Origin of the sequence: Methylobacterium sp. B1 (genome assembly GCF_000333255.1) — a bacterium.
GTDB classification, from domain to species: domain Bacteria; phylum Pseudomonadota; class Alphaproteobacteria; order Rhizobiales; family Beijerinckiaceae; genus Methylobacterium; species Methylobacterium fujisawaense.
The window spans coordinates 1-18,952 of record NZ_BACT01000232.1 but is presented as its reverse complement, the minus strand read 5'-3'; the positions used below and the strand labels follow the sequence as shown (position 1 = coordinate 18,952).

Annotated in this window: 23 protein-coding genes; 14 read left to right on the top strand and 9 right to left on the bottom strand. The window is 71.1% G+C overall.

Going from position 1 to position 18,952, the window contains the following annotated elements; translation table 11 throughout:
* Nucleotides 1–532: MHYT domain-containing protein (locus I53_RS06465; RefSeq protein ID WP_043348062.1), on the bottom strand; the 532-nt coding region annotated here is incomplete at its 3' end.
* A gap of 195 nt (nucleotides 533–727) precedes the next feature.
* On the bottom strand, nucleotides 728–1,195 hold the full coding sequence (locus I53_RS06460) for an NUDIX hydrolase (RefSeq protein WP_051044698.1): 468 nt from the start codon (nucleotides 1,193–1,195) through the stop codon (nucleotides 728–730).
* Nucleotides 1,196–1,440: 245 nt separating this feature from the next.
* Here I53_RS06460 and I53_RS06455 point away from each other — a divergent pair, with 245 nt between their 5' ends.
* The gene (locus tag I53_RS06455) at nucleotides 1,441–1,914 is read left to right on the top strand and encodes a CYTH domain-containing protein (RefSeq protein ID WP_043348059.1); all 474 of its coding nucleotides are present in this window, start codon (nucleotides 1,441–1,443) and stop codon (nucleotides 1,912–1,914) included.
* Nucleotides 1,915–2,188: 274 nt separating this feature from the next.
* Here I53_RS06455 and I53_RS06450 read toward each other — a convergent pair whose 3' ends face one another.
* The 3 genes from I53_RS06450 to I53_RS06440 form a co-directional block, all read right to left on the bottom strand.
* The gene (locus I53_RS06450; protein ID WP_043348072.1) at nucleotides 2,189–2,719 is read right to left on the bottom strand and encodes a hypothetical protein; all 531 of its coding nucleotides are present in this window, start codon (nucleotides 2,717–2,719) and stop codon (nucleotides 2,189–2,191) included.
* 187 nt (nucleotides 2,720–2,906) lie between these two features.
* Nucleotides 2,907–3,140: a hypothetical protein gene (locus I53_RS06445; protein ID WP_148291078.1), complete on the bottom strand. Its 234-nt coding sequence runs from the start codon at nucleotides 3,138–3,140 to the stop codon at nucleotides 2,907–2,909.
* A 62-nt stretch (nucleotides 3,141–3,202) separates the two neighbouring features.
* Nucleotides 3,203–3,811: a PAS domain-containing protein gene (locus tag I53_RS06440; protein ID WP_043348053.1), complete on the bottom strand. Its 609-nt coding sequence runs from the start codon at nucleotides 3,809–3,811 to the stop codon at nucleotides 3,203–3,205.
* A gap of 167 nt (nucleotides 3,812–3,978) precedes the next feature.
* Between I53_RS06440 and I53_RS06435 the strand changes: the two genes are divergently transcribed.
* The 4 genes from I53_RS06435 to I53_RS06420 all read left to right on the top strand — a co-directional run bounded on the left by I53_RS06435 (nucleotide 3,979) and on the right by I53_RS06420 (nucleotide 8,565).
* The gene (locus tag I53_RS06435; protein ID WP_043348049.1) at nucleotides 3,979–4,299 is read left to right on the top strand and encodes a hypothetical protein; all 321 of its coding nucleotides are present in this window, start codon (nucleotides 3,979–3,981) and stop codon (nucleotides 4,297–4,299) included.
* Between the two features lie 90 nt (nucleotides 4,300–4,389).
* Complete coding sequence (locus I53_RS06430) at nucleotides 4,390–5,961, top strand: ABC transporter substrate-binding protein (RefSeq protein WP_043348046.1); 1,572 nt, start codon at nucleotides 4,390–4,392, stop codon at nucleotides 5,959–5,961.
* Nucleotides 5,962–6,500: 539 nt separating this feature from the next.
* Entirely contained in the window at nucleotides 6,501–7,811 is a 1,311-nt protein-coding gene (locus tag I53_RS06425; protein ID WP_043348042.1) for an MFS transporter, read from the top strand.
* A 340-nt stretch (nucleotides 7,812–8,151) separates the two neighbouring features.
* Entirely contained in the window at nucleotides 8,152–8,565 is a 414-nt protein-coding gene (locus I53_RS06420) for a VOC family protein (RefSeq protein WP_043348040.1), read from the top strand.
* A 120-nt stretch (nucleotides 8,566–8,685) separates the two neighbouring features.
* On the opposite strand, the gene I53_RS06415 is transcribed toward I53_RS06420, so the two are convergent.
* Complete coding sequence (locus tag I53_RS06415; RefSeq protein WP_083935987.1) at nucleotides 8,686–9,522, bottom strand: porin family protein; 837 nt, start codon at nucleotides 9,520–9,522, stop codon at nucleotides 8,686–8,688.
* Nucleotides 9,523–9,950: 428 nt separating this feature from the next.
* Here I53_RS06415 and I53_RS06410 point away from each other — a divergent pair, with 428 nt between their 5' ends.
* The 6 genes from I53_RS06410 (at nucleotide 9,951) to I53_RS06390 (ending at nucleotide 13,508) form a co-directional block, all read left to right on the top strand.
* Complete coding sequence (locus I53_RS06410; protein WP_043348067.1) at nucleotides 9,951–10,445, top strand: GAF domain-containing protein; 495 nt, start codon at nucleotides 9,951–9,953, stop codon at nucleotides 10,443–10,445.
* A gap of 104 nt (nucleotides 10,446–10,549) precedes the next feature.
* A complete protein-coding gene (locus I53_RS33745) occupies nucleotides 10,550–10,699 on the top strand; it encodes a hypothetical protein (RefSeq protein WP_164706361.1) in 150 nt (49 codons plus the stop codon).
* Nucleotides 10,700–10,831: 132 nt separating this feature from the next.
* Nucleotides 10,832–11,437 carry a PAS domain-containing protein gene (locus tag I53_RS06405; protein WP_043348037.1) on the top strand — a complete coding sequence of 202 codons (606 nt, stop codon included), beginning with the start codon at nucleotides 10,832–10,834 and terminating at the stop codon, nucleotides 11,435–11,437.
* Between the two features lie 644 nt (nucleotides 11,438–12,081).
* Nucleotides 12,082–12,540, top strand: a complete 459-nt coding sequence (locus I53_RS06400) for a MucR family transcriptional regulator (protein WP_043348035.1) — start codon at nucleotides 12,082–12,084, stop codon at nucleotides 12,538–12,540.
* A gap of 318 nt (nucleotides 12,541–12,858) precedes the next feature.
* Complete coding sequence (locus I53_RS06395) at nucleotides 12,859–13,200, top strand: hypothetical protein (protein WP_244538979.1); 342 nt, start codon at nucleotides 12,859–12,861, stop codon at nucleotides 13,198–13,200.
* A 29-nt stretch (nucleotides 13,201–13,229) separates the two neighbouring features.
* Nucleotides 13,230–13,508 carry a hypothetical protein gene (locus I53_RS06390; protein ID WP_043348032.1) on the top strand — a complete coding sequence of 93 codons (279 nt, stop codon included), beginning with the start codon at nucleotides 13,230–13,232 and terminating at the stop codon, nucleotides 13,506–13,508.
* Between the two features lie 9 nt (nucleotides 13,509–13,517).
* Here the strand turns inward: I53_RS06390 and I53_RS35705 are convergent, their stop codons facing one another.
* Nucleotides 13,518–13,646, bottom strand: coding sequence for a hypothetical protein (locus tag I53_RS35705; RefSeq protein WP_257787387.1), 129 nt, complete (start codon nucleotides 13,644–13,646; stop codon nucleotides 13,518–13,520).
* 206 nt (nucleotides 13,647–13,852) lie between these two features.
* On the opposite strand from I53_RS35705, the gene I53_RS06385 reads away from it, so the two are divergent.
* From I53_RS06385 to I53_RS06375, 3 genes are all read left to right on the top strand, one after another.
* Nucleotides 13,853–14,422: a DUF3016 domain-containing protein gene (locus I53_RS06385; protein WP_043348029.1), complete on the top strand. Its 570-nt coding sequence runs from the start codon at nucleotides 13,853–13,855 to the stop codon at nucleotides 14,420–14,422.
* A gap of 332 nt (nucleotides 14,423–14,754) precedes the next feature.
* The gene (locus I53_RS06380) at nucleotides 14,755–16,245 is read left to right on the top strand and encodes a sensor histidine kinase (RefSeq protein ID WP_043348026.1); all 1,491 of its coding nucleotides are present in this window, start codon (nucleotides 14,755–14,757) and stop codon (nucleotides 16,243–16,245) included.
* A complete protein-coding gene (locus I53_RS06375) occupies nucleotides 16,242–16,607 on the top strand; it encodes a response regulator (RefSeq protein ID WP_043348024.1) in 366 nt (121 codons plus the stop codon). The genes I53_RS06380 and I53_RS06375 overlap by 4 nt, the downstream gene beginning before the upstream one ends.
* A 191-nt stretch (nucleotides 16,608–16,798) precedes the next feature.
* On the opposite strand, the gene I53_RS06370 is transcribed toward I53_RS06375, so the two are convergent.
* Together I53_RS06370 and I53_RS06365 are read right to left on the bottom strand one after the other, a co-directional pair.
* On the bottom strand, nucleotides 16,799–16,996 hold the full coding sequence (locus tag I53_RS06370; RefSeq protein WP_043348020.1) for a hypothetical protein: 198 nt from the start codon (nucleotides 16,994–16,996) through the stop codon (nucleotides 16,799–16,801).
* A 46-nt stretch (nucleotides 16,997–17,042) separates the two neighbouring features.
* A partial coding sequence (locus I53_RS06365; RefSeq protein ID WP_043348018.1) for an autotransporter outer membrane beta-barrel domain-containing protein occupies nucleotides 17,043–18,952 on the bottom strand: 1,910 nt, incomplete at its 5' end.

Genomic DNA, 18,952 nt, shown 5'->3' with positions numbered 1-18,952 from the left:
CGGTCGCGGCCGCGAACCGGGCCCGCGGGCCGGCGGGCCCGACATGGATGGCCATCCCCACCGCCGAGAGCAGGCAGCCCGCCGCGATCGCCGTGACGGCCAGGGCCGGGTCCCAGGTGAAATGCCCGGGCAGCCGCACGCCGGCGATGCCGAGGAAATGCATGCCGGCGATGCCGATCCCCAGCACCAGGCCGGCCCCGGCCCCCGCCCAGCGCGACGGCGTGGCCCGGGCGAGCAGGAAGGCCGCGGTGGCGGCCGCGATGGCGACCAAGAGGGAGAGCAGGGTCGTGCGCGGCTCGTAGCCGAGCACCACCCCGGGATCGTAGCCGAGCATGCCGATGAAGTGCGTGCTCCAGATTCCGGCTCCGATCGAGAAGCCCGAGGCCAGGAGCCAGATCGGCCCGTGCCTGTGGGCCTGGACGCGCTGCTCGAGCTTGAGGGCGACCGCGCAGGAGATCCAGCAGATGCAGGCCGCCAGCGCCACCACCCAGGCGGTGTGTTCCTCGGTCAGGCAAGCGAAAGCGCGATACATCGAGGTGCCCCGCCCATCTGCGATGGCCGGAACCGTAACCTGCGGATACTAATCAGAAGTTGCATAAGCTGCGGTCGCGGACGGCCCGGCACCCGCAGGCGGGCGTTTCCGGCGCGATTGTCCCACCCCTTCAGCGCAGCCTCTTTGCCCTATAGCCTCGCCCGGGTCGCGGCGACGAACGGGCCGCGCCGGCCTTCAACCGTGGCTTTCAACCGGCCGCACCGCGAAGTCCGCCAGCAGCTCCTGGAGTTCGTCCTCGTGGACGAGGCGCGCCGCCTCTTCGGGGGGGAACCATCGCAGCGTGCGCTGATCCTGCTCCGGCCAGCGCGCATGCTGGGCTTCGACCCGCAGCGGGTAGACGCGGACCATGCAGGGGAACGCCCGGCCGTGATCGAAGCGCTTCTGATAGTGGTACCGACCGACCGGGCTCGCCGCGATCTGCCCTTTGAGACCCGCCTCCTCGAAGGCCTCCCGTTCGGCCGCCTGATGGGCCTTCCGGCCGGACATCGGCCAGCCCTTCGGAATGATCCAGCGGCCCGTATCCCGCGAGGTGATCAGCAGGATCTCGATCCGGCCCTCCGCGTCGACGCGGAACGGCAGGGCCGCCACCTGCTTGAGCGGCTTCAGCGGTTTGACATGCGCCTTCCGGAGCAGCTTCTTCAGGTTCGGCCGCTTGGATGACGTCTTCAGCGCCGACCTCGGGGAAGTTGGGGGGCGGGGTTTCTGATGTTGCTTTTGCAAGGCCAAGACTCCTCGCGCTTTTACATAAGTTTAATACGATCCCAATTCAGCCCGTGCGAATCGGCACCGAGCCATGCCCGCAGCGCTGTGCTCATCCCCGGCAGCCCGCTTGTCTCGGGCCGGCTCCTCCGCGAAAGCTCCTGCGTCAAATGTCCACGAGGCACGGTATGCCGGTCGAGATCGAGCGCAAGTTCATCGCGAACCCGTCGGTTCTGGCACTGTGCCGGGAGGGGACGCACTTCGTTCAGGGCTATCTCTTCACCGACGCCGCCAACACGATCCGGATCCGCCGCGCCGGGGCGCGCACGCTCATCACGTGGAAGAGCCCGCGCCGGGGCGCCTGCCGGGACGAGATCGAATTCGCCATCCCGCCCGAGGACGGCGCGGCGCTCCTCGCCACGGTGCCGCCCGACCGGCGGCTGGAGAAGACCCGCTACCGGGTCGTCCATGCCGGAGCGACGTGGGACGTCGACGTGTTCGGCGGGGGGCTCTCGGGCCTGATCCTGGCCGAGATCGAGCTGGAGCGCGAGGACCAGCCGGTGGTGCTGCCCCCCTGGGTCGAGGGCGAGGTCACCGGCGATGCGCGCTACCGCAACTCGCGCCTGGCCGCGGGACTGGTGCCGGAGCGGCAGGCGGCTTGACCGTCTGCGCCCCCGCCGGATCCATCGGGTTGGACAGGCGGCGTTCCAATGGGACACCGCCAAGCGCCGGATTGCCGGGACGCGGGACGAGCCGCCCGGCGTGCCGCTCCCGGGGCTGACGGATCGAGCCGGTTTTGGACCGGATGGAGCCCGCCGGCCGAGGGCGCCGGGCCGGCTTGCGAAGCCTGTCTGCGCGGATGACTCGAGACCTTCAGACCGTGCAGTCCCTGACGGATCCGGGCGAAGGCGCCAGGACCGGTCAGCGCAGCCTGGGTCAGCGCAGGGCCGGCGGAAGGCGCCGCTTCCAGCGTTCCCCGAGCCGCAGGTCCTTCGTTCGCCGCCCGGCCGTCGATCGCGGCGACGGACCTTGACCGGACGCGGCCGCCAGGGGGGGCGCCTCCGCGACGGGCAGGGGCGGCTCTGCGGCCGGACGCGGCAATGCCGCCTGCACCTGGGGGGCGATGTCCTGCTCGGACGCGGGAGCCCGGGTACGGCGCGGCCGCCGCACCCGAGGTGCCGGCACGGCCTCGTCCGCCGGTTCGGCCACCGGCTCGTCCGGAATCTCGAACATGGGGACGAGGCTCGGCAGAACCCGGCGAGCCGGTGTCTCCGGCGCCTTCCGTTCCGGGCGTGGGGCCGGCGCCGCCTGAGGCACGGATGCCGGCGGCTCCATCGCGGCCTGCGCCAGTTCCGGCCATAGAGTCTTGTCCGGGCGGGAGCGCGCTTCAGTGGCAGTCAGCGATGTGCGGGCCGGACGGGTCTGCTTGACTTCGACCATGAACGGTCGCGCGCTGCGGCGCTTCATGTAAGACGATCCTTGGAAGCATTCGAGCCCGCACATCGGCGGCACGAACATATCCAGGTTAAGCCTGATCTCGGCCGTTGTCCAGAAAGACGGGCGCGTACTGATCAAATTTCTTTGTAGTTGAAATCGGCTGCCGTCATATCCAAGCGGTGAGCCGAGAAATGGAAGTCGTGTTCACCGGGGCCATTCAGGAAGGTGTTGCGTGCTGCCGCAGGACGGGCGCCACCCGGCCGGCCCGCGTGCGGGAGCGGCGGCGGCGAGGACCAGGGTCCTTCCGGATCGGGCGGCCTGCGCCGGCGCGGAGTTCGGCCGGCGCCCGCACCCGGACGCTGCCGTCCGTGATCGTCACCGCGGCGGTGCCGGACGCGACGCCTTCGGCAGCCTGCAGGGCGCCCTGGATCGTCGCCGACAAAGTCATCACCTCGGCGAGAACTTGCTCATGGCCGATCGTCGCGCGTGATGATCGGCGATCGATCGCCGACGTCAGTTCAGGCGCCGTCGCTGCTCCACCATGTGCCGCTGTGCCAGCCGCCGTCCCAGCGCCATCAGCAGCGCGTCCGCCTGGGCCTTCAGCACCGGATCCCCGGCGGCGACGATCGCGTCCTGCGCGGCGATGGCATGCTCGACCGCCCGGTCCAGCGGCGTCTCCCTGGCACCGGGCGTGACCTCATCGGAGAGGCCCTCGCTCGCGCGCAGCCGCGTGACGTCCACCAGGATTCCGCGACCGCCGGCCGGCCGGCCCGTATGGTCGCCGAAGATGCGGCCGCGGGCTAGAACCCAGTGCGTCCGGCCGTCGATGGAGATCACCCGGTACTCGGCGATGTACGGGCTCCCCTCCGCGGCGCTGCGGCGGATCAGGCCGATGACCCGTTCGCGGTCGTCGGGATGGGTGATCCCGTCGTAGAACGCCAGCGGGAGACCCGCTTCGGCCTCGGCCGGATCGACCGTGAAGAGGCGAGCCGCGAAGGCATCGACCCGTACGCGGTCCGTGGCGGCATCCCAGTCCCAGTGTCCGATCATGTCCGCGGTCTCGCCCGCGATCGGGAACGCCCTGGAACGGTTCCGACCGGCGTGCGGCTTAGTCTTGGGCATGGCGGTGTTCGTATTCGTCCCCGATCACCTCTTATTAGGATGTCTGTCACAACCTCAAGGGATTCTTAGCGCAATTATGCAACTGTTGCTTGCTGGGCACTCGCGTGTCGGCATTCTTCTGTATTATGAATGCTCCCGCCAGCCTGCGTGCCGAAGCTTGACCGCCGATGGGACCCAAAGCACCTGATCCGGGCGGATCCTCCGGGGATGCGGCGCCGGAGGACAACCCGTTCGATCACCGGGCCCGTCCGCCCGAATCGGCGACGGGGCGGCTCCTGCAGCGGATCGCCGAAGCCCTGGCGATTCCGGCAGCCACCTTGTACGGCCCGCGCGCCGCCGAACGGGAGGATGGCAGTGCCGAACGGCGCGCCGACGAGGCGGAGGCTCTCCTGTCCGCCTTCCGGCGGATCGAGGATCCCGAGCTTCGCCATCGTCTCCTGGACCTCGTGCAGAATCTCGCGGAGCGACGCGCATCGGCTCACCCGTGACGCGCTTCGCCCCTGATCCGCTTCGCCCGTGACGTGCTTGGCCCGCCACGTGCTAACCTTTGCCGGGTTGCAACGCTCGGGCGAGTCGGCATGCTGAACAGACGATCCTTCATGGCCCTGTCGGGCGCCGCCCTCGCGGCCCCGGCCTTGGCGCAGGGCAGTGCCGCGCGGACGCTCAAATTCATCCCGCAGGCCGACCTTACGGTGCTCGATCCGATCTGGACGACCGCCTACGTGACCCGCAATCACGGGCTCGCCGTGTTCGACACGCTCTACGGCACCGATGCGCGCTATGCCGCTCAGCCGCAGATGGTGGCGGGCCACACGGTGGAGAACGACGACAAGCTCTGGCGCCTGACCCTGCGGCCCGGGCTGACCTTCCACGACGGCAGCCCCGTGCTCGCCCGCGACTGCGTGGCGAGCATCGCCCGCTGGGGCAAGCGCGACGCCATGGGCCAGACGCTCATGGCCTACACGGACGAACTCTCGGCCCCCGATGACCGGACGATCCAGTTCCGGCTGAAAAAGCCCTTCGCACTCCTGCCGGAGGCCCTCGGTAAGGTCGGATCCTCGATCTGCGCCATCATGCCGGAGCGGCTCGCCAAGACCGACCCGTTCACGCAGGTGACCGAGATGGTCGGCAGCGGCCCCTTCCGCTTCAAGGCGGACGAGCGCGTCGTCGGCGCCCGGGTGGTCTACGAGCGCTTTGCCGGCTACGTCCCCCGCGAGGGCGGCGAGCCGCAATGGACCTCGGGTCCGAAGCGCGTCTTCGTCGACCGGGTCGAGTGGCACGTCATTCCCGACCAGGCCACCGCCGCCTCGGCCATGCAGACCGGCGAGATGGATTGGTGGGAGCAGCCGCCGGCCGATCTCGTTCCGACCCTGGGCGGGCTCACGACGCGGATCACCGACCCGACCGGCCTGATCGGCTGCCTGCGGATGAACCAGCTTCAGCCGCCCTTCGACAACCCGGCCATCCGGCAGGTGCTGCTGAAGGTCGTCGACCAGACCGACTTCATGCAGGCGGTGACCGGTACCGATCCCAAGCTGATTCACGTGCCCACCGGGTTCTTCTGCCCCGGCCTGCCGATGGCGAGCGATGTCGGCCTCGATGTCCTCACGAGCAAGCGCGACTACGAGGCGGCCAAGACGGCGCTGGCGGCGGCGGGCTACAAGGGCGAGAAGGTGGTGCTGATGGGCGCCTCGGACTTCCCCAGCCTCAAGGCGCTCGCCGACGTGGCGGCCGACATGCTCACGCGCGCCGGCTTCAACGTCGACTATCAGGTCATGGACTGGGGCTCGGTGGTGCAGCGGCGCGCCAAGAAGGACCCGATCGCCCAGGGCGGCTGGAGCGCCTTCTGCACTTTCTGGGCGGGGCTCGACCAGGCCAACCCGGCGGTCAGCGCCTTCCTGCGCGGGACCGGCCAGAGCGCCGCGATCGGCTGGCCCACCAGCGAGAAGATCGAGGCGCTGCGGGACCAGTGGCTGGACGCCCCGGACACCGCCGCGCGCAAGCAGCTCGCGGGCGCCCTTCAGCGGCAGGCCTTCACCGACCTGCCCTACCTGCCCCTCGGGCAATACTTCAACCAGACCTCGTACAAGCCGTCCCTGACCGGCGTGCTCGACGGCGTGCCGATGTTCTGGAACGTGAAGAAGGGGTGACGGGCGGCGGACCGCCGTCCCGACCCGGACCTGCGGCACGGCGGTCGCTCCGAACCAGACCGAGGCCCCGGCGTCGGGAGCCGCCCGCCGTGTCTCCGTCCCGGCGAGCGGCGCCGGCAACCCGGAATCGCGGGACGTCACCGAGCGTCGCGCGGCCTGGATGGCCGCCGGATGGCGCTTCGCGCCCCGCAGGTGCGGCAGCCCGGCGCGCGCGCCTGCAGGCGATCGCGGCCGGCAGCCTGGCGGACGCATACGCCGTCGGGCTTCGACAGATCCGATCCGTTGAAGCCCGATGGCGCTTCCCAGCCGCGGCGGCCGCGGGTTAAGCTGAGGTTGGCACAGGTCACAACCAGAGATGACCGGCCCGCGAGGAAGCCCGAGACGAGACGCCCGGCCCGCCGCTCACGGGGGCCCCCGCGGCGACGTCGAGCCCCGTGCGGGCCCGGCCGTGATCTGGAGCCGTGACCTGGAGCCGTGACCTGGATCGATCCGGACCCCGGGGGCCCGGCCCGAGCCCACGACACGCGCGAGGATAGGCCATGGACGACGCCGCCCTGGAACGCTCGGCGATGCGCAGGATCGGCTGGCGGCTCGTGCCGTTCCTGATCCTCGCCTACTTCGTGTCCTTCCTGGACCGCGTGAATGTCGGCTTCGCGGCGATCCAGATGAACCACGATGTCGGCCTGTCGGCGACCGTGTTCGGCTGGGGCGCCGGGATCTTCTTCCTCGGCTATTTCCTGATGGAGATCCCCAGCAACCTGATGCTGGAGCGCTTCGGGGCGCGGCTGTGGATCGCCCGGATCATGGCCACCTGGGGCCTGATCTCCGCCGCCATGGCGCTGGTGCAGGGGCCGTGGTCGTTCATCGCCCTGCGCTTCCTGCTGGGGCTCGCCGAGGCCGGCTTCTTCCCCGGCGTGATCCTCTACCTCACCTACTGGTTCCCCTCCGCCTACCGGGCGCGGATCATCGGGATCTTCATGATCTCGATCCCGATCTCGTCCTTCCTCGGCTCGCCGATCTCCGGCGCGCTGCTCAACGTGACGGGGTTCGGCCTCGCCGGCTGGCAGTGGCTGTTCATCCTCGAGGGCCTGCCGGCGGTGGTCCTGGCCGTCGCGGTCCTGTGGTTCCTGCCGGACGGGCCGCGGGAGGCGGCGTGGCTGCCGGCGGCCGAGCGGGACTGGCTGGAGCGGCAGCTCCGGTCCGAGGCGGCGCGCAACACCCGCCGCGGCGCGCCCGCGAAGCCGCCGCTCTGGGAGATCCTGCGCGACCGGCGGCTCGCCCTCTTCGCGGCGATCTATTTCGGCTCGACGGCGAGCAGCTACGGGCTGTCGTTCTGGACGCCGCAGATCGTCAAGAGCTTCGGCCTCGGCAATGTCGAGACCGGGCTCCTGAACAGCATCCCGTACGGATTCGCGTCCTTGGCCATGGTCCTCTGGGGCCGGCACAGCGACCGGACCGCCGAGCGGCGCTGGCACCTCGCGCTCTCGTTCCTGGTCCTGGCGCTGGGGCTCGCGGGCGGGACGGTCCTCTCGGGGCTCGGCCCGGTCGTGGCGGCGCTGACGGTCGCGGCGGTCGGCGTCTACATGCTCAAGGGGCCGTTCTGGGCGCTCGCGACCGAGCAGATGCCGCCCGCCACGGCGGCGGCGAGCATCGCGGCGATCAACGCGGTCGGAAATCTCGGCGGCTTCCTGGGCCCCTACCTGATCGGCGCGATCAAGGACGGGACCGGCAGCTTCACCCTGAGCCTTCTGCCCCTGGTGGCCTTCGCCTTGCTCTCGGCCGCCCTGTCACTGGTGCCGGGCCGTGCCCCGCGTCCCGACCGGGGTACGCCGCGCCCGTCGACCGTCTGAGCCCGGCGCGGCGGCGAACCGAGTCTGGGACCGGCCGGTTGGCCCTGGTGCCGCCATCGCCCGGCACGGGGCCGATCCGGACCGGATCGGGGCCCGCCGGCCGGGCGCACCGATGACCGGGAGCCGGACCCATGACGTTGGACGACGCCTTGCAGGACGCCGTTCGGGCGGAGCCGACGCGTCAGGCCGAGGCGGATCGACCGCGAGGCTCTGCCGATGGTGACCGCCGGCGCGGTCGCCGGCGGCTCGCGCGGCTCGCGCGGCGTCGCGGACATCTTCGCCGGACGATCGAGCCCGGCGGCCGGGCCGCCCGTGACCGAGATGCCGTCAGGAGATCGCCGTGCCCAATCTCAACGCCATCCTGGAGACGGCGCTGTACGTCGCGGATCTCGACCGCGCCGAAGCCTTCTACCGCGACACGATGGGATTGCCCTGCCTCTTCACGGATTTCCGCATGCGGGCCTTCGACGTCGGCGGCCGCGGCGTCCTCCTGCTTTTCCCGGAGGGCGGGTCCCTGCAGCCTATCGAGACGCCGGGCGGACTCATCCCGCCGCATGACGGCCGCGGCCCGGCCCATGTCGCGTTCTCGATCGACGCGGACGTCCTCGCGTCCTGGGAGGAGCATCTCGCGGCCTCCGGCGTGGCCGTCGAGGGGCGCACCCGCTGGCCGAGGGGCGGCGTCAGCGTCTACTTCCGCGACCCGGACGGGCACCTGCTTGAGCTGGCCACCCCCGGCCTCTGGAAGGGCTACTGAGGCGGCGCCGGGTCGCGTCGGGGCGGCCCTCAACGCCGAAGGGGCCGCGTCCGTTCGGACGCGGCCCCTTGCGAGCTCGGCTTGGCGCGGCGGTCGGGATCCGACCGCCGCGGCGCGGTCTTAGTAGGAGCCGAACTTGTAGTTCAGGCCGGCGCGGACGACGGCGAACTCGTCGGAACGGCGGCCGATGCCGCTGTAGACGACGGGGAAGTTGTTGGCGGCGTTGATGACGAACGCGCCCTGGTTGCGGGTGTTGCGGTCGAGGTTGACGTACAGGCCTTCGACCTTGAGCGTCACGGCCGAGGAGCGGAAGAAGTTCAGGAAGGAGTCGGTGGGGAGCGCGTACTCGACGCCGCCGCCGACGGCCCAGCCGGTGCGGAAGCTGTCGTTGCCGGCGTAGCCGCCGAAGGAGCGGTCGGCGCTGCCGGAGCCGTAGGCGAAGCCGCCGGTGCCGTACACGAGGGTGCGGTCGAAGGCGTAGCCGAGGCGGCCGCGGACGGTGCCGAAGAAGTCGAGGCTGGAGAGGCCGCGCGGGTCGGTGACGTAGTAGCCGGGGGCCAGCGCGCCGGCGACGAAGGCGTTGTTCCGGTTACGGCCGAAGTCGAGGTACTGGGCGTCCGCCTCGATACCGAACACGACGCCGGAGCCGGGGGTCAGCTGCCAGTTGTAGCCGATCTGGCCACCGCCGGAGAAGCCGTCCTGGCTGCGGTTGCGGAAGGAGGCGACGGTGCCGGGGGCGGCGTAGGGGAACGGCACGGCGAAGGTGTTGCCGGTGTTGCGGTCGCTGGCGTCGAAAGCGTAGCCGGCGTTGATACCGAAGTAGGCGCCGGTCCAGGTGAAGACCGGGACGGGGGTGAAGATCGGCGGCGGGGCGGCGCGGCGCGGCAGGTCGGCAGCCGAGGCGGCACCGGTCAGGAGGGCCGTGGCGGCGCTCGCGAGAAGAAGCTTCTTGATCATCTGGTCCTCTGTCTCCCGTTAGGCGGGATGTGTGCGGGGCGGACAGGACGTCAGGATGTGCGGACGCGATAGTGCATTGTTGCAACAGCGTCGGCGGGGGTCCGGAGGCGGTGGACCGGAAGGTGCGCTGGAGCACATCATCTCGGCGTCGTGATCGAAGGATCGGGAACTATTTCGTGACATCTGCCGCGTCGCCCCGCCGCGATGACCAATATGTCGGGCGTCGCCCGCTCATCTCTCCGCGTCTCGCCACGCGCGGGCGATCCGATCACGCCGAACCGCTTCGGCGAAACGCTTGATCCAAGTTGTTGTCCGCGCCGTCGCGCGCAGTGAGGCTTCAACCGAAGAAGACGCCCGAGGCGACCCCGAGGCGACGTCGCGGAGGGCGCTTCATGGATCGATCGGCCTGCTTCCACGACGCGTCCCAGATGGCTGAACGTCCCCTGGATTCCGACGCCGGTCTGGTTTGGGCCTCGTGCCGGCTGGCGACCGCCCGCTTCCTCGAGGACATCGTGACGATCCTGCGGGAGACGGCCCGGGAGATCGCCGGCTCCGATGGGATTGCCGTGGTGCTGCGCGAGGGCGACGCCTCATTCTACGCCGCCGAGGACGCCATCGAGCCGTTGTGGCGCGGCCGCCGGTTTCCGTTGACCGACTGCGTTTCGGGACGGGCCATGCTCGATGGCGCGACCATCGTCGTGCCGGACATCGAGTGCGATCCCCGGGTGCCGATCGCGGCCTACCGACTGACCTCGATGCGCAGTCTCGTGGTGGTTCCGATCGGCTCCCCCGAGCCGGTCGCCGCCCTCAGCGCCTATTGGTGCGCCTCCGTCATCCCCGACGACGGGACCGTTCGCCGGCTCGAGGGTCTGGCCCGGCACGCGGCGGCGGCCTTGGATCGGATCCGTCCGAGCGGGCCGTGACGGTCGGTGCCGGCCGTTCGGATCCTGCGTGCCGGCGGGATCGATCGGCCGCTCAGGCCGTTCCCCGCCTTCATCGCCCTGCACGGAAGTCCCAGACCCGCCTCATGAAGCGCCTCACCCTCATCGGCATCTTCGTCGCCCTGCTGCTCGCCATTGTGGCGATCGCGGCCACGTGGTCGACGGTCACGCCCGTCAATCCGGCCGTCGCGCCGGATACGTCGTCGACACCCAACCCCACCGCCCAGCGGAAATGATGCGGCATGACGGGCCGCCCGGCGTGCCGATCCTGATCGACCGGACCCGCTGATGAAATCTCCGTCGAGATTCTGGCAAAGAGGCACATTTCTATGCCAGATCATCCCGGTTGTGCGGCCGGGATTCGCGTCATGAGTGAGATTTCGAGGACGCCGATCGACGCGACCGACGGATTCAATACGCCGTTCGACCGGTTGCAGGCCGCCCTCGATGCATCCGGCGTGGTCGGCGCCTGGGATTGGGACATCCGCCGCGGCACCATAGTCTATGATGCCGGGGCGGCCCGGTTGCTCACCGGCGATCCGGCCCTCGCCGGTACGGAGATCAGCGGCGCCGACGCGCTGGCCGCCGTCCATCCGGACGACCGTGCGTGGCTGCTGGACCAGGTCCAGCGGGCCGTGCGGTCGGGTGGTCTGGTGCTGGCCGAGTACCGCGTCGTGCAGGGCGGAGCCGAGCACTGGCTGATCAGCCGCGGACGGACCGTCCCGGATTCCGCGGGGCGGCCGGTCCGGGCGCGTGGCATCATCATCGACATCACGGAACTCCGGGAAGGCGGCGACCGCTACATCTTCACCAGCGCGGCGGCGCCGGACGACCCCTTGAGCCGTGCGGCCGATCTGGCCATCGCGCTCAGGCAGGCGCTCGGCGAGGATGCGGCGGCGGAACTCCGCCTCGCGGCCGACGGATTGTTGATGAGCCTCGGCCGCGCCCTGGCCCGGACGATGGGTCGACGCTGAGCGGGATCCGGGTGACCTCCGACCGGACCGCCCACGCGATCCTCCGGGAGGATCCGCCGGGCTGGCCGGGAGGAACGCAAGGCACAGGATCTCGAGGCCGCCCGCGAAGCGTTCGGAACGCGTGCGCCGGACCGTTCGGCCGGCCCGGCGAAAGCGTCCGATCCTGCGGCTCTCGGCAGCGGTCCCGCGTTCGCGGCCCTGCGGATCCCGGGTCCGACGAAGCTCCCGAAAGCGGCGGCCAGGACACCCGGCCGCCCGAGCCGCTGCGCGGCATGCCAACCTGGAGCGCCTGACGGCGATCGCCGGCACGGTCCGGGGCCGTCGCGCCGGCCCACCGCCGACCGTCGCGTTGGCGACGCGCCTGTTCGCGGTGCCATTGCCGGTTCCGGCAAGCGGGCGGCTGCGCCGCACGGGTGCCGAATCTGGCCGCCACCCGGGTGTCCATGATCCCGGACGATCTTCGGTGGCACGAGACGGGTCGTCACGCGATCCCGGTGACCGACGCGGCGCCATCGCCTCTCGGAGGCCGTAGGGCACGAGAAAATCGGAATCTATTCGATGAGTCTTCGTTCGATTTTTACCTTGTTTAAACCCTTGTTGAGCCCAAACGATCTGAACGTAAACCGCTATTTGGAAATCTGCACATGAACGAGACCTTCGATGAAGCCTCCAACACCTTGGCCGTTATAACGGCCGAGCTTGTTGCGGCCTACGTGTCGAACAATCCGGTTCCGGCCTCGGAGTTGCCGGCCCTGATCGCGCGGGTGCATGGCGCGGTCAGCGGGCTCGTCGCCGGGACCCTGACGCCGGAATCCGGGGCGGCGCCCCAGGCCGAGATCGAGAAGCCGGGCGCGGCCCAGGTCCGCAAGTCGGTCCGGCAGGACGGGATCGTCAGCTTCATCGACGGCAAGACCTACAAGACGCTGAAGCGCCACTTGGCCAGCCACGGCCTCGATCCGCGCAGCTACCGGGACCGCTACGGCCTTCCGGCCGACTACCCGATGGTCGCCCCGGGCTATGCCGAGCAGCGCTCCGCCCTCGCCAAGGCGATCGGCCTGGGCCAGCCCGGCGCCATGGCCCGTCGCGGCGGCGCGAAGCGCTGATCCCCCGCGGGCGTGACGTCGCCGGACGGCGCCGCGTCCCGTTCCCCCCGACGGAGCCGGGATCGTCAATCGTCCGTCACGGCGACGGACCGGCCGGGGGCAGCCGCGGGGATATCGTCCGCCTCCGTCCGGCCACGGCATAATCCCAGGCGATCAGCCGTCTTGCCGGTCGAGGCGCTGCGCCATCGCCCTTCGCCGCCCGGTGATCGGCAAAGGCGATCGGCAAAGGCGATCGTCTCGGCCTCCCTGAGACGAATCTCCGCAGGTCTCGTCTCGGGACCAGGGTGCATTGCGCTTCGAATCTTTATAGAACAGGTCATGAACAGAGCGCTTCGGATCGGCAGTTTCAACCGCCGACGCGTCCTGTCTCGGATCGCGGTGGAGCCCTGTGGATTGATCGAGAGAGCCTCAAGGCCGACGCGGCTGTACCGTTTCCATTGTACGGACGGCCACGAGCTGGTGACCGACCTGTGCGGCAGCCGGTTGCCCGACGGGGCGCCGATGCGGGCCCATGCCGAGCGCGTCGCCCTCGCTCTGATGGAGCGGGTCGTGGAGCGGTTCGATTGGTCGGGCTGGCAGGTCGAGGTCTACGACGCCAAGGGGCGGCGCGTCTGGATCCGGGCCTTTCCCGACGTGAACGTCGACACGCGGGCCGCCTGAGGCGGGCGGCCGCCGAGAAGGAGAAGCAGATGGCCTACAAGCCGAAATCCGCCGCGGAGACCAAGGCGCGGGATCTGGGGCTCGCCCTGGCCCGGATCGCCGAAGGAGCGGGCCTGCCGGCGAGCATCGGGGTCGATCAGGTGCGGCGCGCGAGTCCGCGGCTGACCCCTCTGGCGGTCGGCCAGATGGTGCGCAAGGAGCGGGACACCGTGGAGGCGACCCTGGCCGAGCGCGGACTGGCGCTCGTCGATTATTCCGATCAGGGGCCGGGTCGCGGGATGGAATTCTGCATCGACACGGCCACCTGAGCGGCTCGATCAGGCGGTCGCCGGGCGGCTGCGCAGGAGACGGCCCAGGAGGCGGAACGGCAGCAGTGGCAGCTTGATCAGCGCCGTGACCACCAAAACCGCCACGACGGTAAGAAGCGCCAGAACAGAGTTCATCATGCGCGTCGGACTCCCATGACCGGCTCGCCCCTCGGGCCGGGAGTGGTACGAGGCGCCCGGAACACGGCGAGACTATGAACGGGTCAGGGCCATTCGGTCGCAGCCGGCCGTCGGGGATGAGCGTGGGCTCTGTGGCTCCGCTCGGGTGGTCCCACCCCGCAGGCCCACGCCGCGCCGTCGGGAAGCGGTTCGGGGAGGAGTTCGACATGTGCAGGCGTCTCGCCGGCGGCTGGGCCGGGTTCGCGGTCACGGTTCTGCTGCCCCTGGCCGGACCAGCCGCCGCCCAAGTCCAGGCTCAGGTCGTCCAGGCTCAGGTCGCAGAGGCTCCGATCGTCCAGGCACAGGTCCATGTGCGCTATGCCGATCCGGACCGGTTCACCGATGCCGAGAACCGGTTCGGCTCCGGGCAGCCGCTCCGGGTCACCCTCGCCGAGCTGACCCGGATCTTCCGGGATCTCGGCACGGCGCGGCTCCGCCCGGATGAGCGCCTCGACATCATCGTCCTCGATGTCGATCTCGCCGGCTTCGAGCGCCCCGGCTTCGCGACGCCGACGGGCCTGCGGGTCGTGACGGATGCGACGCCGCCACGGATCCGCTTCGCCTATGTCCTGCACCGCGGCGGCCGAATCGTCGCGCAGGGCGAGGACACGGTGACGGATATCAACTTCCTGCTGACGTCCAACCCGCGCTTCTCCATCGGCAGCCTGTATTACGAGCGCCAGCTCCTGCGCGACTGGTTCGCCCGGCGCTTTCCGGAGCCGGCGGGCCGCCGCTAGGGCACGTCACCGGCGGTTCGTCCCTGCATTCGTCCTGTCGGATCCGACAGGGCCGCGGACATCCGCCGTGGCGCTCGTGGAGCGCGCTGTGGCGTGGTGGCGTGAAGACCGATGCGATGTCGCGACATCCGGCTTTCCGGACCCGTCGGATGGTCGCAAGACCCGGAGCCGATGGCCGCTTCGACGATGAGGGCGCCCCTATCAAGCCCCGGGGCTGTGTAGTACCTGGTCGTGATCTGCACGACGGGCCGCCCCCGGGCCGGTCGCGGAACGGTCCCCGCTCCAGTCCCGCGGCGCTCGCCCGGGCTGGAGCCTCTTCAGTCGGTCACCGCATGAGCGAGGCCTGCATCTTCTCGGCCGGCTGCAGCGAACTCGCAGACCTGGTCCGGACCTATGATTGGACGCAGACGCCGCTGGGGCCCCTGGCGGATTGGCCCCAGAGCCTGATCTTCACGGTCAGCACCCTGCTGCAATCGCCGGTGCCGATCGTGCTGCTGTGGGGCGAAGACGGCATCATGATCTACAACGATGCCTATTCCGTCTTCGCGGGGGCGCGCCATCCCAAGCTCCTCGGCTCCAAGGTGCGCGAGGGCTGGCCCGAGATCGTCGATTTCAACGACAACGTGATGCGTGTCGGACTGGCCGGCGGGACGCTCTCCTACAAGGACCAGGAACTGACCCTGCACCGCTACGGCCAGCCCGAGCCGGTCTGGATGAACCTCGACTACTCGCCGGTCTTCGGCGCGGATGGTCGGCCCGCCGGGGTCATCGCCATCGTGGTCGAAAGCACCGAGCGGGTGTTGGCCGAGCGCCGCCTGCGGGAGAGCGAGGAGCTGTTCCGCACCCTCGCCCAGGGCATCCCGCAGCTCGTCTGGCGCGCCGCGATCGACGGTGCCTGCATCTGGTCCAGCCCGCAATGGCACGCCTATACGGGTCAGACCGAGGCGACGAGCCGGGGCTGGGGCTGGCTGGACGCGGTCCATGCGGACGATTACGCGGCGGCCGAGACCGCTTGGCGCGAGGCTCCGGTGAGCGGCCACCTCTCCTTCGAGCACCGGCTCCGCAACGCGGCCGAGCAGCGCTTCTGCTGGTTCCAGACCCGGGCCGCCCCGGTCCGCGACGCGCAGGGCCGGATCGTCGAGTGGCTCGGAACCTCGACCGACATCGACGATCTGCGCCAGTTTCAGGAGCGGCAACAGGTCATGGTCGCCGAGCTGCAGCACCGGACCCGGAACCTGCTCGGCGTCGTGCGCTCCATCGCCCAGCAGACGATGGCTCAGACCGGGCCCGGCGAGACGTTCCGGGAGCGCTTCAACGACCGCCTGTCCGCCCTCTCCCGGGTCCAGGGCCTCCTCTCCCGCTCGGATCAGGAGCCGATCACGCTCCGCGCCCTGATCGAGACGGAACTCGCCGCCCTCGACGCTCCGGCCATGCAGGGGCGCATCCGGCTCCACGGCCCCGTGGTGCGGCTGCGCAAGGCGACGGTGCAGACCTTCGCGCTGGCCCTGCACGAACTCGCCACCAACGCGCTGAAATACGGCGCGCTCACCAGCGAGGAGGGGCGCCTGACGGTGACGTGGCGGACCTACCGGGCGGACGATGGCGGCGGCCGGCTGCTGGTGGAATGGGTGGAGGACGGTCTCGTCCGTCGACCGGATTCGGCGGACGCGCCGCCGCGGGGCGGATACGGGCGGGAACTGATCGAGCACGCCCTCCCCTATGCCCTCAAGGCGACCACCAGCTACGAACTCGGCGACACCGCGCTCTATTGCGCGATCAACATTCCCCTCCCCGACGGAGAAGCCGCAGGCAGCCCCGCATGACCCCGACTCCACGCCCGCTGGCCGGCAGGCGGGTCCTGCTGGTCGAGGATGACTACTTCATCGCCATCGATCTCAAATCCGGCTTCGAGGCGGGCGGTGCCGAGGTGCTGGGACCGGTGCCCAGTGTCGGCGAGGCGCTGGCGCTGATCGCCCGCACGGCCGCGATCGACGCCGCGGTGCTCGACATCAACCTGCAGGACGAGCTCGTCTACCCCGTCGCCGACGCGCTGTACGCGCGGGGTGTGCCGTTCCTGTTCGCGACCGGTTACGATCCGGTCGCGGTGCCGTCCCTCCACGGAGCCGTGGCCCTCTGCCAGAAACCTCTCGACCCGCAGATCGTGGCGCGCGCGCTGTTCGGCTGAGGCACCGGGTCCCGCGTCCGCGCCGGACCCGGTTGTCGGGGCTTTGGCCAATCGGGCGGGTGTTTCCCGTGAAACATCTCCGCCTGCGCGCCGCTCTGCATCGGAGCGCCGTTACTGTCCCGAACGACACGAGACGGGCTTCGGACGGAGCGGCCATGCATCGGCAGGGGATGGTGGGGCCGCCGTGCGGCTCATCGATCCCCGAAGGCGCGCACGAGGGCCCCGGCGGCCAGCCACAATCCTCTCAGGAGCCATCCGACCAGCCGAACCGCCTGGACCAGCAGCTCGATCCCTTCGAGCAGATCGACCAGCCGCCGCAACCGGCCGGGCCGGCGCGATGCCGGCTCGGCCTCGATCGACGGATCGCCCGATTCTCTGCGGTCCTGCATGCCTCCCTCCGGAGCACGGCGCCGGCCTGCGTGCGGTCGGCGTGCCTCACCATGCGGCCTGGAGGCCTGCGGCGAAGACCTGGGCGGTGGCGCCCGGACGCACGTCACCGGTGTAGCCCAGGGTCAACCGCACGCCGTCCGCCACCGGCCCGGTCAGGCTCACCCCCAGGACCGCCCCGTCCCGGCCGAGGGCGCTGCTGCGGGCGGCAAACTGCGCCCCGAACAGGCCGGAGCGGACCACCGCGTAAGTGTCGGCCAGCTCGTGCGCCCAATAGGCCCGACCCTCCAGCCGCAGGTCCGGCACGCCCGCGAAGGCCACGCTCGCCACGCGGCCGCCCACGAGGCTGCGCGCCGCGTCGAGATCGGCCACCGCGAATCCCTGGCCGCCCAACCCCTGGCCCCCGAACCCCTGGCCCACCAGGCCGCCCCGCTCGGCCACCCGGCCGCGCGTCAGCCGGTCGTAGCTGAACCCCACCTCCGGCACGACCTCGACCGGCAGATCCACGGCCAGCGCGTACCCGGCAAAGCCCGCCACCCCGCCGTTCCAGCCCGAGGCCAGACCGCTCGCCTGCGACACCGCCGTGCCCAGGGCCACCGTCCGGTCGATCCGCCCGTCCGCGTACGACACCCCCGCCGTCCCGCGCAGCACCACCGGCCCCAGACGCGTCTGCGCGTACAGGCTGCCGCCGTAGCTGTCCGTGGTGAACCGGCCGAGCCCCGCCCCCCGCGACGTGCCGGTCTCGCGCAGGTAGCTGAACGCCCCGCCCACCTGCGTCTCCGCCCCAACCTGCCGGTCGACGCCCACGAGCAGGCCGCCCGCGCCGTAACCGGCGCCCGAGGCCGCCCGATCGCCGGCCCGGTCGCCGAACCCGTACAGCGCGTCCGCCCAGACCCGGCCCTCGCCCACCGCCAGCGGCTGGTCCGGCACCCCGGCGGCGCCGCGCACCTGCAGCGCCGTGCGGTTCGGGCCCAGGCCCGGATCGCCCGCGCCGAACGCCGCCGTCCCGCCGCCCAGCCCGCGCTGGTGCCGGTCGATCGCGTCGGCGATCAGCCGGCGCGCGGAGAGATCGGTCATCACCGCGTCGCCGTAGCTCTGGCCCGACAGGCTGGCCAGGCCGCCCGGCAGGGTGGCCGGGTTGGCCGCGTAGAGCGGATCGTAGACTCGCGCCCGGGCCGCGTCCGGCCGGGTGCCGGCGGCCGGGCGGGCGACGTCCAGCGCCGCGCCCACGGCCTGGGCGTTGCCGGTCTGGGGGAGGCCCAGCCCGGCGAGGTTGCCGTAGGCCGCCGGCGTGACCACGAGGTCGAGGCCGGTGGCGGCGTAGAGGGCGTCGAAGCGCGTGCCGGCCGGAAGCCCCGTCGTCGGCTGGGCGAGGCCGGTGAACGAGCCCGACAGCCCCCCTTGAGCGGTGAGCACGCCGAAGCGCTGGCCGAGGGCCGGGGTGAAGCCGTTGGTGGCGTTGCCGGTGAGGCCGCGCAGCTCCGGCACGAGGGTGCCCCCCGCCGACACCGTGCCGGTGGCCCCCAGCGCCAGGAGTCGGGCGTAGCTTCCGGCACCCGTGCCGGTGCCGGGTCCGTCGATGTCGAGGCCGAGGCGGCTGCCGGGGGCGAAGGCCACCGGGCCGAGCACCGTGAGGGTGCCGGGGGAGTTGCCCGGCCGCAGGGCGCCGGCCACCGTGACCGGGGCGGCGATCGTGCCGATGCCGCGCAGGGTGCCGGCGGCGGCCACCGTCACGGGCGAGGCCCAGAGGCCGTTGAGCGCGAGCGTGCCGGCCTGGATCGTGGTCGGGCCGGAGAAGCGACCGGTGCCGGTGAGCGTGAGCGTGCCGGTGCCGGCCTGGGTCAGGCTGGTGGGGCTGGCGGTCTCCAGGATGGCGCCGGCATAGGTGGTGGAGGCCGGGCCGGCGACCGTGAGGGCGCCGTTGCCCAGGACGGCGGAGGCGGGCCGGACAAGCTCGC